Consider the following 14,065-nt stretch of genomic DNA (forward strand, 5'->3'; position numbering starts at 1 on the left):
CAAGGTGAGTAAAAATGTGCGATGGCATGAATAAAATTCAAGAAAAAAATGCATGGCGCGCGACGGGAATGCGGTATCTTCCTGAAATGCCTGCCGCCGACGCGTCCCCTTTTTTTGAGGAAGAACTGAACTTGCCGATTCCGCCTGCCGCACCGATACTCGCGCCGTTCTCCCTGGCCGCCGCGCGCGCCTTGCACCTGGCCGCGCAGGGCTTGCTGCAGGCGCGCCGCAAGAAGGCCGTCAAGGCCGACGTGCTGGCCGCCGTGCGCCAGATGGGCGTGCTGCAGATCGACACCATCCACGTGGTCGCGCGCAGCCCGTACCTGGTGCTGTGGAGCCGGCTGGGCGACTATCCGCAGCCGTGGCTCGAGCAATTGCTGGCCGAGGGCGCGCTGTTCGAATACTGGGCGCATGAAGCGTGCTTCGTGCCCATTGAAGACTATGGCTTGTACCGCCACCGCATGCTGGACCCGGCCGCCATGGGCTGGAAGTATTCGGTCAAATGGATGGCCGAACAGGGCGAGGCCGTCGCTTCCGTGCTCGAACATATCCGCGCCAACGGCGCCGCGCGCTCGGCCGATTTTGAGCGCACGGATGGTCAGGCGGGCGGCTGGTGGAGCTGGAAGCCGGAAAAGCGCTCGCTCGAAGTCTTGTTTACCTCGGGCGTGCTGATGATCGCCAAGCGTCATCAGTTCCAGCGTTATTACGACCTGGCCGAACGGGTGCTGCCGGGCTGGCACGACGGCTTGCTGCCGACCGAAGAACAGGTGCGCCGGCGCCTGCTGCTGGCCAGCGTGAAGGCGCTGGGCCTGGCGCGCGCCAGCTGGATCAGCGACTACTTCCGCACCAAACAGCCGCGCGCCAGCCTGGCGCACGATTTGCAGGCGCTGGTGGACGAGGGTACGCTGCTGCGCTGCACGGTCGATGGCTGGATGGACGCCGTGTACGTGCATGCCGATCACGCGGAACTGGCGTGTGCGGCGGCCGCCGGCAAGCTGGCGCCCACGCTGACGACGATATTGTCGCCGTTCGACCCTGTCGTCTGGGACCGCCGCCGCGCCCTGGAATTGTTCGGCTTCGACTACCGGCTCGAATGCTACACGCCCGCTGAAAAACGCCGCTACGGCTACTTCACCTTGCCGATCTTGCGCCGTGGCGCGCTCGTGGGACGGCTGGACGCCAAGGCGCACCGCGCGCAGGGGCGCTTCGAGATCAAGTCGCTGGCGCTGGAAGACGGCGTGCGCGTCAGTCCCCGCCTGGTGCAGGACGTGGCTGGCGCCGTGCGGCGCCTGGCGCTCTGGCATGTCTGCCCGGATATTGAGATAGCCCAGGCGCAGCCGGCCGCTTTTGGCGCGCTGCTGGCCGAGGCGCTGCACGACGGCGGCGCCGCCGCAAGGCAGGCCGCATGATGCTGCCGCCGGCTCCGCCCGCGCTGCTCGACGCCGACGGCCAGCTATGTTTTGGCCGCTATACGGGCCAGCTGGACGCTTTCGACTGGGCCGCGCTGGCGCCGCCGTACGCGCGCGGCGGCCTCTGGCGCTTGTTCCACCACAAGCGCTGGCATTACGTGGCCCTGTCGACACCGGCCGTATTTTGCGGCGTGGCCATCGTCGACCTGGGCTGGACCAGCACGGCCTTCGCGTATGCCTTCGACCGCCACAAGGGCAAGATCGTGGCCAGCTTTTCGCAGGATGGCATCCCCGGTCTGTGCGCATCGGTGGCGCCGCATGCGGGCGCCAGCAGCCGTTTCCGTTTTTTGTCGCAAAAAATCAGCATTGAGGCCCAGCCCCAGCAGCGTTACCGTTTGCGGCTCGATTGCGGCCATTTCGGCATCGATGCGGAATGGGGCCCGCCCGTGGCGCCCACCCTGCTGGCCATCGGCCCCGTGGGCGAGGGGGGCAGCGTGCATGCGACGCAAAAGTCGGGCGGCTTACCCTTGTGGGGCACCGTGCGCTGCGGCGCCGTCGGCTACAGTTTGGACGATGGCGTGGCCAGCTTCGATTATTCGAACGGACTGCTGGCGCGCGAGACGGAGTGGCGCTGGGCTTCGGCGCACAGCCTGGACCTCGGTTTCAATCTGCAGGCCGGCTATTTCGGCGCGCATGAAAACGCGCTGTGGCTCGATGGCCAGCTGTATCCGCTGGGCCGCGCGCATTTCGATTTCAATCCCGACAATCCGCTGGCGCCGTGGCATGTGTGGACGGACGACGATTTGCTCGACCTGCACTTCAAGCCGGAAGGCGCGCGGCGCGAAGACAAAAACCTGTGGATCGCCGCCAGCCGCTACATCCAGCCCATCGGCACTTTCAGCGGCTGGGTGCGCACCAGCGCGGAGTCTCCCAAGCGTATCGTGGCGCAGCTGGCCGGTGTCACGGAAAGCCACCGTTCGCGCTGGTAGGCGCGTGATTTTTTGCGAAACGCGTGACAAGGTCAAGTTTTTTTGGCAACGCATCCTATACACTGGGACGTGACCAAGCCGCTTCGGCAAACCATGAGGCCAGAACATGAGTATCCGTAATCTCGACAAGCTGTTCAAGCCGGCCTCGGTGGCCCTGATCGGCGCCACGGCGCGCGAGCGCAAGCTGGGCGCCATCGCCCTGTACAACCTGCTGGGCGGCGGCTACCAAGGAGAGATTTGGCCCGTCAATCCCAAGTACGACGAACTGATGGGCCTGAAATGCTACCGCAAGCTGGCGCACTTGCCGAAGGCGCCGGACCTGGCCATCATCTGCACGCCGCCCGCCACCATCACGGCCCTGATCCGCGAACTGGGCGCGCTGGGCACGCGCGCGGCCATCGTCATGACGTCGGGCCTCGTTCCCGTGCGCGAACAGTCGCTGCGCCTGGCCATGCTGAAAGCGGCCAAGCCGCACCTGCTGCGCATCCTGGGCCCCAACAGCATGGGGCTGCTCGTGCCGAAACTGGGCTTGAACGCCAGCTTCGCCCATGTCGGCGCGACGAGCGGCAAGATCGCCTTCGTGTCGCAATCGGGCGCGCTGGTGTCGGGCGTGCTTGATTGGGCCAACGCGCACGGCGTGGGTTTTTCCAAGTTCATTTCGCTCGGCGCCAGCTACGACATCGATTTCGGCGACCTGCTCGACTACCTGGCCGGCGACATCGACACGGCCGCCATCCTGCTATACATGGAAGATATCCAGGCCGCGCGCAAGTTCATGTCGGCCGCGCGGGCGGCCGCGCGCAGCAAACCCGTGATCGTCCTGAAAGCGGGGCGCGAGGCGGAAGGCGCGGCCATGGCGGCCTGGCACACGGGCGCGCTGGCCGGCTCCGACGCCGTGTACGACGCGGCCATCCGCCGCGCCGGCATGCTGCGCGTGTATTCGGCCGAAGAGCTGTTCGACGCCGTGGAAACCCTCACGCACATCCGCTCGCAGCGCGGCGAGCGCCTGGCGATCCTGTGCAACGGCGGCGGCCTGGGCGTGATGGCGACCGATGCGCTGGTGAGCAGCGGCGGCAAGCTGGCCGAGCTGTCGCCCGACACCGTGATCGCGCTGGAAAAGGCGCTGCCACGCGGCTGGTCGCACGACAACCCCGTGGGCTTGCCCGGCGACGCGGCCGTGCAGCGCTATGCCGACGCCATCAAGCCGCTGCTCGACGAGCCGCAAGCGGACGCCTTGCTGCTGCTGCACGCGCCAACGGCCATGGTCTCGTCGATCGACATCGCCGAAGCCGTCACGCCGCTGATCAAGGCCACCTCGCGCACGGTGCTGTCATGCCTGCTGGGCGGCACCACCGTGGCGCCCGCACGCCAGGTCTTCAACCGGGCCGGCATTCCCACCTACGACACGCCGGAAAAGGCCGTGCATGGTTTCATGCAGATCGTGCAGTACCGGCGCAACCAGGAAACCCTGATGCAGGTGCCGGCGCAGCTGCCCATGTCGGCCACGCCGCGCCGCGCCAGGGTGCGCGAAATCGTCGCCGCCGCGCTGGCGGCCGGCCAGACGGTGCTCGGCGAATGCCGCTCGAAAGAGATTTTGGCTGCTTACGGCATTCCCGTCGCCACCACGCGCATGGCAGCCGACGTGGAAGAGGCGCTGGCCGTGGCGGCCGACATCGGCTATCCCGTCGCGCTGAAGATCCATTCGCCCGACATCGCGCACAAATCCGACGTGGGCGGCGTGGCGCTCGACCTCGACACGCCCGACATCCTGCGCACGGCCGCCGCCGCCATGCTCAAGCGCGTGCGCCGCATGCGGCCCGACGCGCTGATCGACGGCTTCACGGTGCAGCAGATGGCGCGCCGGCCGCAATCGCATGAACTGATCGTCGGCGTGACCACCGACGCCGCCTTCGGCCCCGTGATCCTCGTGGGGCAGGGCGGCATCGCCGTGGAAGTAACGGCCGATCACGCCATCGGCCTGCCACCGCTGAACATGGTGCTGGCGCGCGACATGCTGGCGCGCACGCGCGTGTCGAAACTGCTGGCCGGCTACCGCAACCAGCCGCCGGCCGACATCGACGCTATCTGCTACACGCTGATCCAGGTGGCCGAACTGGTGGCCGACATCGGCGAACTGGCCGAACTCGACATCAACCCGCTGGTGGCCGACGCCGATGGCGTGATCGCCCTCGACGCGCGCATCCGTTTGCAGCCGGGCCAGCAGCGCGACCGCCTGGCCATCCGCCCGTATCCGCAGGAACTGGAAGAGCAGGTGACGTGGATGGACCAGCCGATTCTGCTGCGCCCCATCCGCCCCGAGGACGCGCCGCAGCACATGGACCTGTTCCACGCGCTGGACCCGGACGACGTGCGCCTGCGCTTCTTTACTTCCATGCGCGAGCTGCCCGTGTCGCAGCTGGCGCGCCTGACGCAGATCGATTACGACCGCGCCATGGCCTTCATTGCCACGCACACGGGGCCGGACGGCAAGCCGGAAACCCTGGGCGTGGTGCGCGCCGTGGCCGACCCGGATAACATCCACGCCGACTTCGCCATCGCCGTGCGCTCGGCCCTGAAAGGCAAGGGACTGGGCCACATCCTGTTCGAAAAGCTCGTCGATTATTTCCGCAGCCGCGGCACGGAGGCGCTGGTGGGCGAGGCCATGGCGCGCAACAAGGGTATGCAGCGGCTGGTGAAAAGCTTTGGCGGCGACGTCACGCCGTCGGAAGAGCCTGGTGTTGTCAACCTGCATATCGGCTTGCGCGCGCCGTAAAAGAAAGCGCGGCTGGCCCACCGCGGGTTTGTGCAGGATCAAACCGGCCGCTGTCGGTAGTCTTTACACTTTCACTTCCAGGATCAGATATCCAGCCCATTTTCGGGAGTGAGTGCATGCTTACGGCAACATATATATTGGTTTCCCTGTCGGTGGAACAGGCCAGCATCCGCATGAGTCTGCTGGCCTTTCAGAAGTACATGCATGTGCAGCTGCGCCACCAAAGCCGGCTCAACCTGGCCCAGCTGCAGTATGCGGGCGACTGGCTGAGCCGGCTGTACCAGGGCGGCTACTGGCGCAAGGTGGAGATGTATCTGATTCCCGCCATCCGCCAGGCCGCGCCGCATGCGGACGGTTTGCTCAATGAGCTCAACGGCTTGAACCACGCGGCGCTGGAAAGCATCAACGTCGTGCAGCAGCGCGCGGGCGCCGCCATCGACCATTCCGAATTGCAGGCCGAGCAGCTGTGCGCGGCCATCGACGCCTTTTGCGCGGCCTTGCTGCAGCGCCTGGAAAAAGAAGAGCGCGAACTGTTCGCGCTGGCGCGCAAGGTCATCGTCGGCGAAACGTGGTTTGCCATCGCCTACCAGTTCCTCGCCCATGACGCGCGCGCGCAGGAAGCGCGCCGTGGCAAGGCGCAGGTGCTGCCTTTTGTTTTGCCGGCAGCCGGCGGCAGCGCCGAAACGATAGCGGATGGCACAGAGTCCACGTCGCCCGTGCCGCCGCAGCCGCTGCGCGCGCAGGCTTGAACGGGGAGCGAGCGCACACCCCGTTCTCGCGTTTGCGCCGGGGACGCCGCCCTGATTTTGCGCTGGCGCTCCCATGGGGGAAATGCTGTGTTACTCACTGTGCTAATCACTGTGTTACTCAATTGGTAACTTGTACATACCTGTCCGATGCAATACCCCGGGCTTTGTTATGATGGTGGTTTTGATCCACGCGAAACCCGTCATGTTCGAATTTCTCTTCAAGCGTTCTGCCAGCAAGACTGCCGCACCCGATCCTGTCGTGGCAGAACAGGCCGCCGCCTCGGCGCAGAGCGCATCGCGCCGCGCCGAACAGGTTGCGCGTGCCCATGCCGTGGCTGGCGACGAAGCCGCCGCTGCCGATTTCATCATGTCCAGCGAATTTGCCGATGCCCGCCTGATCGCGGCCGAACACGTCCATGCCTTGCCCTTGCTGGAAAAAGTCCACCACGCCATGCGCAACACGGACCGCCGCGTTGCCAAACTGATGCAGGGTCGCATTGACCTGATCCGCCACCAGGCAGCCGAGACGCAACGCGCCCAGGCCAGCATCGACACGGCACAGCGCCTGTTGAACGATGAAAAGCTGAGCCCGAACCAGGTTGCCGAGCTGGACCGCCAATGGCAAGTCATCAAGGCCACGCCCGAGCTGGCGACGGCGTTTGCCGCCGCGCGTGCCGCGCTGGCCGCCCGCCTGGAAGCGCAAGTGGCGCTGCAGCGCGCCGTGATCGACGCCGTTGCCGCCACGCGTGCCTTGGCTGCCAGCGGCCAGTCCGCCGGCGAGCTGGCGCAGGCGCTGGCACGCCTCGACGCAGAACATGCGCAGCATGCGCAATCGCCCGAGCGCGCCTCCGTGCCGAAACACCTGGAAACCGATTTCATCCAGGCGCGCGAGCAGGCGCAGTCCGCCTTGCAGGCGCTGCAGCAGCACCAGGCCGTGTTCGACGTGCGCCAGGCCGCGCTGGCAGAATGGCAGGCGCAGGACGCCGCCACTCTGGACGTGGATGTCTTGAAACGCGCTTGGCAAGCCTTGCCGCGCCTGCCGGAGTCGCCATTGTCCGACAGCTTGCAGCAGCAATTTGCGGCCGTGCTGGCCAGCGCGCCGGCGCCCGTGCACGCGGTGCCAGAGGCCGCAGCGGCCCATGCCGAGCCTGTACCTGTACCGCGCAAGCCGCGCCAGGAACACGCACCCGTGTCGAAAGAAGCGACAGAGCAATTCTTCAAGGTGCTCGACGCCATGGAAGCGGCCCTGCAGGATGGCTTGCTGCACGTGGCTTCCGAACACGACAAGACTTTGCGCGACACCAAGCACGGCCGTTTGACGCCGGCGCAAGCTGACCGCCTGGCCCATGTGCGCGCAGAGTTCAAGCGCCTGGCCGACTGGGCGCGCTGGGGCGGCAACGTGTCGCGCGAGGAACTGGTCAAGGCGGGCGAGGAATTGCCGGCGCAGCAACTCCCAATGGCCGAGCTGGCCAAGAAAGTGGGCAGTCTGCGCGAGCGCTGGAAGTCGCTCGACACCTTGTCCGGTCCCGCACCGAAGTCTTTGTGGGAACGTTTCGACGCGGCCTGCAGCGTGGCCTATGCGCCAGCGGCCCAGCATTTCAAGCAGCTGGCCGAAGAGCGCCACGGCAATGCGGCGAAGGCCCAGGAACTGATCGCGGAAACGGCGGCCCTGGCGGCCGAAGAGAGTACCGACTGGAAACACGTCGCGTCCGCCTCGCAGCGCTTGCGCCAGGCGTGGACGCGCCTGGGCACCATCGACCGCAAGGAAAAGAAACGCCTGGACGCGGAATTTGGCGCCGCGCTGGACGCCCTGTCGAAGCCGCTCGATACGCAGCGCCAGATCGAGACGGCGCGCCGCGAACAATTGATCGTCGAAGTGGGCTTGCTAAAGCCTTCGGAGCGCAACACGGTCGACATGCTGAAAGCCTTGCAGGATAAATGGCAGGAACTGGCGAAAGCCTTGCCGCTCGAGCGCCGCGCGGAACAGGCGCTGTGGCAGCGTTTCCGCGCCGCCTGCGACGACATCTTCGCCAAGCGCAAGGAAACGGCCCACGCGGCGGACCACGAGCGCCGCGAACACCTGCATGCGCGCGAAGCGCTGTGCGCGGCGCTGGAAACGGCCGTCGTGCCCGAGGGCGATGACAAGAGCCGCACCGCCTTCATCAACCACTTGCTGCGCGACACCCGCGCCGCCTGGAACGCCACGGGCCCCGTGCCGCGCGCCAGCGAAGCGAAGATCGAGCAGCGCTACCAGGCGGCCGTCGCCGGCGTGCAAGCGCAGGCGGACGCCATCGCCGAACGGGCTGGCGCGGCCCAGGCCAATGCCCTGCGCGACAAGCTGCGCCTGGTGCAGTCGCTGGAAGCGGCACTGGCTGATGGCGCTGGCACCGATGCGCAAGCATGGAGCGAGCGCTGGAGCGCCTTGCCGCCGCTCGACGCACAATACGAACGCAGCCTGCAGCAGCGCTTTGCCGCCGCCCAGGCCGCGCTGGGCGAGGGCAGCGCCGCCTACGTGCGGCAATTGCAGGCCAACCAGGAGCGCTTGCTCGATGAAGTGTTGCGCCTGGAAATCGTCGCCGGCGTCGACAGCGGCGCCGAATTTGCCCGCGACCGCCTGAAAATGCAGGTGGAAGTGCTGCAATCGTCGCTGAAATCGGGCCAGAAGCCGCTCACGCAAGCGTCGCAGCTGATGCAGCTGTGCGCGATTGCCGCCGCCACCGATGCGCGCACGGCCAGCCGCATCGAAACCTTGTTGCGCCGTATCGGAGGCAACGTCAAATGAGTACCACCGTCCGCGTCCAGCAGGCTGATTTTGACTTGAGTCAAGAAATCGCACAATTGCGTGCAGGCAACCCCAAGGTGGGCGCCGTCGTCGGCTTCGTCGGCACGGTGCGCGACATGAACGAAGGACTCGACGTGGCCGCCATGGAGCTCGAGCACTATCCGGGCATGACGGAAAAGTCCATTGTAGCCATCGTCGAGCAGGCGCGGGGCCGCTGGCCCCTGTCCGGCGCGCTGGTGATCCACCGCGTGGGGCCCCTGCTGCCGCAGGAGCAGATCGTGCTGGTGGCGGTCTCGTCCGCCCACAGGGGCGAGGCCTTCGCCGCCTGCGAGTTCATCATCGACTACCTGAAGACGGAAGCGCCATTCTGGAAGAAGGAAGACACGCCCGAAGGGGCGCGCTGGGTCGATGCGCGCGACAGCGACGAGACGGCGTTAAACAAGTGGGCCGCAAAAGCAAGCGCCATTTGAATCGTACGGGTCCCGCACCGTAGCTTTTGCCCAAATGCATCGGTTTTCTGCTTTGTGTATGCTTGAAAAGTACTCTCTCACCCCAATTTGGTTAACAACTAATTAACCGGGAGCGCTTTTCATGCGACAAGACAAACTCACTACCAAATTACAGGAAGCCCTGGCCGATGCGCAAAGCTTGGCCGTGGGCAACGACAACCCCTATATCGAACCAGTCCATTTGCTGACGGCCCTGCTGAACCAGGACGACGGCGGCGCCCGCTCGCTGTTGCAGCGTGCCGGCGTCAACGTGGGCGGCCTGTCGAAAGCCCTGGGAGCCTCGATCGAACGCTTGCCCAAGGTATCGGGCACGGGCGGTGACGTGCAGGTCAGCCGCGAATTCGTGGCCTTGCTGAACCTGGCCGACAAGGAATCGCAAAAGGCGGGCGACCAGTTCGTGTCCAGCGAAATGGTCTTGCTGGCGATGACGGACGACAAGTCCGACTGCGGCAAGCTGGCGCGTGAAAACGGCCTGACCCGCAAGGCACTGGAAGCGGCCATCGACGCAGTGCGCGGTGGCAACAAGGTCGACTCGCAAGAGGCCGAAGGCCAGCGCGAAGCCCTGAAAAAATACACCTTGGACCTGACGGAGCGGGCGCGCAAGGGCAAGCTCGACCCTGTGATCGGCCGCGACGATGAAATCCGCCGCACCATCCAGATCCTGCAGCGCCGCAGCAAGAACAATCCCGTGCTGATCGGCGAACCGGGCGTGGGCAAGACGGCCATCGTTGAAGGCCTGGCGCAGCGCATCGTCAATGGCGAAGTGCCCGAGTCCCTGAAAGGCAAGCGCGTACTGTCGCTGGACATGGCCGCCTTGCTGGCCGGCGCGAAATTCCGCGGCGAGTTCGAGGAACGCCTGAAATCCGTGCTGAAAGAACTGGCCATGGATGAAGGGCAAACCATCGTCTTCATCGACGAGATGCACACCATGGTGGGCGCGGGCAAGGCCGAAGGTGCGATGGACGCGGGCAATATGCTGAAACCGGCGCTGGCGCGCGGCGAGCTCCATTGCGTGGGCGCGACGACCCTCGACGAATACCGCAAGTACATCGAGAAGGATGCCGCGCTGGAACGCCGTTTCCAGAAGGTGCTTGTCGACGAGCCGACCGTGGAAGCGACGATCGCCATCCTGCGCGGCTTGCAGGATAAATACGCGCTGCACCACAAGGTGGAGATCACGGACGCGGCCATCATCGCCGCCGCCGAGCTGTCGCACCGCTACATCACGGACCGCTTCCTGCCCGACAAGGCGATCGACCTGATCGACGAGGCGGCGGCGAAGATCAAGATCGAGATCGATTCGAAGCCGGAAGTGATGGACAAGCTGGAACGCCGCTTGATCCAGCTGAAAATCGAGCGCGAAGCCGTCAAGAAGGAAAAGGACGAAGCGTCGTTGCGCCGCCTGGGCCTGATCGAGGAAGAGATCGTCAAGCTGCAGCGCGAATACAATGACTTCGAGGAAATCCTGAAGGCGGAAAAAGCCGTGGTGCAAGGCAGCACGCACATCAAGGAAGAGATCGAAAACGTCAAGCTGCAGATGGAGCAGGCCACGCGCGAGAGCAACTGGCAGAAAGTGTCGGAGCTGCAGTACGGCAAGCTGCCGCAGCTGGAAGCCCAGCTTAAGCAGGCTGACAGCGGCATGCCGAAACTCGACCCCGACCAGCCGAAGCTGCTGCGCACGGAAGTGGGCGCCGAGGAAATCGCCGAAGTGGTGTCGCGCGCGACGGGCATACCCGTGTCGCGCATGATGCAGGGCGAACGCGACAAGCTCTTGCACATCGAAGAGAAGCTGCATGAGCGCGTCGTGGGCCAGGATGAAGCGATCACGGCCGTGGCTGACGCCATCCGCCGCTCGCGCGCCGGCTTGAGCGATCCGAACCGTCCGTATGGTTCGTTCATGTTCCTGGGGCCGACGGGCGTCGGCAAGACGGAATTGAGCAAGGCGCTGGCCACTTTCCTGTTCGATACGGAAGAATCGATGATCCGCATCGACATGAGCGAGTTCATGGAGAAGCATTCCGTGGCCCGTCTGATCGGCGCGCCACCGGGCTACGTGGGCTACGACGAGGGCGGCTACCTGACGGAAGCCGTGCGCCGCAAGCCGTACAGCGTGATCCTGCTCGACGAAGTGGAAAAGGCGCATGCCGACGTCTTCAACGTGCTGCTGCAAGTGCTCGACGACGGACGTATGACGGATGGCCAGGGCCGCACGGTGGACTTCAAGAATACCGTCATCATCATGACCTCGAACCTGGGTTCGCATAAAATCCAGGCGATGGAAAGCGATGATCCCGGTGTCGTGAAGCTGGCCGTGATGGCCGAGGTACGCTCGCACTTCCGTCCCGAGTTCGTCAACCGCATCGACGAAATCGTCGTGTTCCACGGCCTCGACGAGAAAAACATCGGCGCGATCGCGAAGATCCAGCTGAAGATTCTCGAAGAACGCCTGGCGCGCATGGACATGCAGCTGAGCCTGACCGACGCGGCCTTGCAGCAAATCGCCGAAGCGGGCTACGACCCGGTGTATGGCGCCCGTCCGCTGAAACGGGCGATCCAGCAGCAGATCGAAAATCCGCTGTCGAAGCTGATCCTGGAAGGCAAGTTCGGCCCGAAAGACGAGATCCGCATCGACGCCCAGAACGGCAACCTGGTGTTTACGGGTGCGCAGGTGGGGTTGGATAAGGTGTAATGTCGCAAAGGCCGGGGTCAGACCCTCGTCATTGTTAGCGCTGAATTTTGCGTTGGCGGTGTTGGGGGTCTGACCCCAGCGGTGAAAGCAGGGCGGTATGAGGCTAGACCTGATGCCGCCCTTCTTGCTATCATCGTCACTATTTTCTGACTAATTCCGGAGGCGGTACGATGGCAAACACATGGCAAGCAGGGCGGCGCATTGGAGTGGGATTGGCCTTGGCGGCGGCCGTACTGGCTTTGCCTGCGCACGCTCAGGCTCAGGAAGAGAAGGTCCTGAACATCTATAACTGGTCGGACTATATCGGCGACGATACGATCAAGAATTTTGAGAAGGAAACGGGCATCAAGGTGCGCTACGACGTTTTCGACAATAACGAAATCCTCAATGCGAAACTGGTGGCGGGCAAGTCCGGCTACGATATCGTCGTGCCGACGGCCCAGTGGGCGCGCCTGCAGATCGATGCGGGCCTGCTGCGTAAACTCGACAAGAGCAAGCTGACGAACCTGGGCAATCTGGACCCGAACCTGCAGGCCAAGCTGTCGAAGATCGACCCGAACAACGATTACCTGGTCGACTGGCTGTGGGGCTACACGACGGTGGGCATCAACGTCAACAAGGTCAAGGCCGCGCTGGGCGGCATGCCCATGCCCGACAACGCGTGGGAACTGATCTTCGATCCGAAATATGCAGCCAAGCTGAAATCGTGCGGCGTATCCTTCCTCGACTCGCCGTCGGAAGTGCTACCGGCCGCCCTGCAATACCTGGGCAAGCCCGCGTACTCGAAAACGGCCGCCGATTACCAGGAGGCGGGCAAGGTGCTGCAGGCGATCCGTCCCTACGTGACCCTGTTCAGCTCCTCAGGCTACATCAATGACATGGCCAACGGCTCCGTCTGCGTGGCGCTGGGGTGGTCGGGCGACATCAATATCGCGCGCCAGCGCGCCATCGATGCGAAGAACGGCAACGTGATCCAGGTGCTGGTGCCGAAGACGGCCGCCTTGATGTTCGACACCATGGCCATCCCGGCCGACGCGCCGCACCCGAACAATGCGCACCTGTTCATCAACTATATTTTGCGCCCGCAAGTGCATGCCAGCCTGAGCAACAAGGTGTTTTATGCGAATCCGAATCTGGCCAGCATCAAATATGTGCGCAAGGACATCGGCGAGAACAAGGCCATCTTCCTGTCGGACGCCGACAAGCAGCGCATGGCCGCGCCTGAAGCGACCACGGCCGATATCCGCCGCTTGATGACGCGCATCTATACGAAGTTTAAAACGGGAGTGTAAGACGGGAGTATAAAAACGATGATGGCGCGAGGGACGGGCCTGTTTGGCCGTCGCTGGCGCCATGCGATAGTGCCGAGGTGAGCGCTACTCGTGATAGCGGTCCATCAGCTTATGGTGGCTGCCGCGCATTTCTTCGACCAGTTCAAAGGCGACAAAGCCGATGATGGCGGCGAAGATGGCGATGAAGAGAAAAACGAGGAAGGTAATTAACATGGTCTTTCAGCCGCCGTTGGACGGCTGTCCGCTGGGTTGCTCAATGTGCGGGAGCAGGGCTCTTGCACGTAGTTGATGCAATTAAACTCTAGCAGATCGGCAGCGCTTTACAAGGCTGCTGAGTTGCGAACGCCACTAGTATTTGTCCCAGCGCACTTTTTGCGCATTTCTCCGCATCGCCCCCTTATTTCACGACCCTTACTTCACCACCAGGTCATGCGCCATCACGGCCTTCAAATAGACGCTGACGGGGTCGCCTGGCTCGCGCTGCGAAAACCACCAGGCGCTGGCCTTGCGCATTTCCCATTCCTGCTCCTCGCCCGTCAGCAGCAGGGCGGCCGCCTGGCCCAGGGTGGGCTGGTGGCCGACGATGAGCACGGTTTCCTTGCCGCCGGGCCAGTTGGCCGCCTTCAGGATGTCTTCCGCCTCGGCGCCGGGCGCCAGTTCCGGCATCAGCTTGAACTTGCGCCCCAGCGCCTCCGCCGTTTGCAGGGTGCGCAGGGCGGGGCTGACGAGGATACGGCAATTTTCCGGTAGTTGCGAGGCCAGCCATTCCCCCATGCGGCGCGCCTGTTTCTGGCCTTTGACGGTCAGGGCGCGTTCGAGGTCGGGGACGCCCGGCTCGGCTTCTGCGTGTCGCCACAAGATGAGATCCATGCT

10 protein-coding genes are annotated in these 14,065 nt (G+C 64.4%); 8 read left to right on the forward strand and 2 right to left on the reverse strand.

The genetic code is table 11. From position 1 onward, the window contains the following. Nucleotides 1-131 precede the first annotated feature (131 nt). The 8 genes from JAB6_RS19585 to JAB6_RS19620 all read left to right on the forward strand — a co-directional run bounded on the left by JAB6_RS19585 (nt 132) and on the right by JAB6_RS19620 (nt 13,192). Complete coding sequence (locus JAB6_RS19585) at nt 132-1,409, forward strand: winged helix-turn-helix domain-containing protein (protein WP_254671702.1); 1,278 nt, start codon at nt 132-134, stop codon at nt 1,407-1,409. Continuing rightward, nucleotides 1,406-2,398 carry a DUF2804 domain-containing protein gene (locus JAB6_RS19590; protein ID WP_070304175.1) on the forward strand — a complete coding sequence of 331 codons (993 nt, stop codon included), beginning with the start codon at nt 1,406-1,408 and terminating at the stop codon, nt 2,396-2,398. The genes JAB6_RS19585 and JAB6_RS19590 overlap by 4 nt, the downstream gene beginning before the upstream one ends. Before the next feature lie 106 nt (nt 2,399-2,504). Beyond that, the gene (locus JAB6_RS19595) at nt 2,505-5,171 is read left to right on the forward strand and encodes a bifunctional acetate--CoA ligase family protein/GNAT family N-acetyltransferase (RefSeq protein ID WP_070304176.1); all 2,667 of its coding nucleotides are present in this window, start codon (nt 2,505-2,507) and stop codon (nt 5,169-5,171) included. A gap of 116 nt (nt 5,172-5,287) precedes the next feature. Next, nucleotides 5,288-5,920 (forward strand): hypothetical protein, encoded by a 633-nt coding sequence (locus tag JAB6_RS19600; RefSeq protein WP_139143450.1) that lies wholly within the window; start codon nt 5,288-5,290, stop codon nt 5,918-5,920. A gap of 202 nt (nt 5,921-6,122) precedes the next feature. Next, on the forward strand, nt 6,123-8,702 hold the full coding sequence (locus JAB6_RS19605) for a DUF349 domain-containing protein (RefSeq protein ID WP_070304199.1): 2,580 nt from the start codon (nt 6,123-6,125) through the stop codon (nt 8,700-8,702). After that, a complete protein-coding gene (gene moaE, locus JAB6_RS19610) occupies nt 8,699-9,172 on the forward strand; it encodes a molybdopterin synthase catalytic subunit MoaE (protein ID WP_070304178.1) in 474 nt (157 codons plus the stop codon). The genes JAB6_RS19605 and moaE overlap by 4 nt, the downstream gene beginning before the upstream one ends. Nucleotides 9,173-9,293: 121 nt before the next feature. Beyond that, on the forward strand, nt 9,294-11,900 hold the full coding sequence (clpB, locus tag JAB6_RS19615) for an ATP-dependent chaperone ClpB (protein WP_070304179.1): 2,607 nt from the start codon (nt 9,294-9,296) through the stop codon (nt 11,898-11,900). Nucleotides 11,901-12,070: 170 nt separating this feature from the next. After that, on the forward strand, nt 12,071-13,192 hold the full coding sequence (locus tag JAB6_RS19620) for a polyamine ABC transporter substrate-binding protein (protein ID WP_034755057.1): 1,122 nt from the start codon (nt 12,071-12,073) through the stop codon (nt 13,190-13,192). A gap of 84 nt (nt 13,193-13,276) precedes the next feature. Here JAB6_RS19620 and JAB6_RS29885 read toward each other — a convergent pair whose 3' ends face one another. Together JAB6_RS29885 and sixA are read right to left on the reverse strand one after the other, a co-directional pair. Next, nucleotides 13,277-13,405 (reverse strand): hypothetical protein, encoded by a 129-nt coding sequence (locus JAB6_RS29885; RefSeq protein WP_256267160.1) that lies wholly within the window; start codon nt 13,403-13,405, stop codon nt 13,277-13,279. Between the two features lie 198 nt (nt 13,406-13,603). Next, nucleotides 13,604-14,062 carry a phosphohistidine phosphatase SixA gene (sixA, locus tag JAB6_RS19625; RefSeq protein ID WP_070304180.1) on the reverse strand — a complete coding sequence of 153 codons (459 nt, stop codon included), beginning with the start codon at nt 14,060-14,062 and terminating at the stop codon, nt 13,604-13,606. Nucleotides 14,063-14,065 lie beyond the last annotated feature (3 nt).

It is taken from the genome of Janthinobacterium sp. HH104, assembly GCF_001758715.1.
Classification (GTDB): Bacteria; Pseudomonadota; Gammaproteobacteria; order Burkholderiales; family Burkholderiaceae_D; genus Janthinobacterium; species Janthinobacterium aestuarii.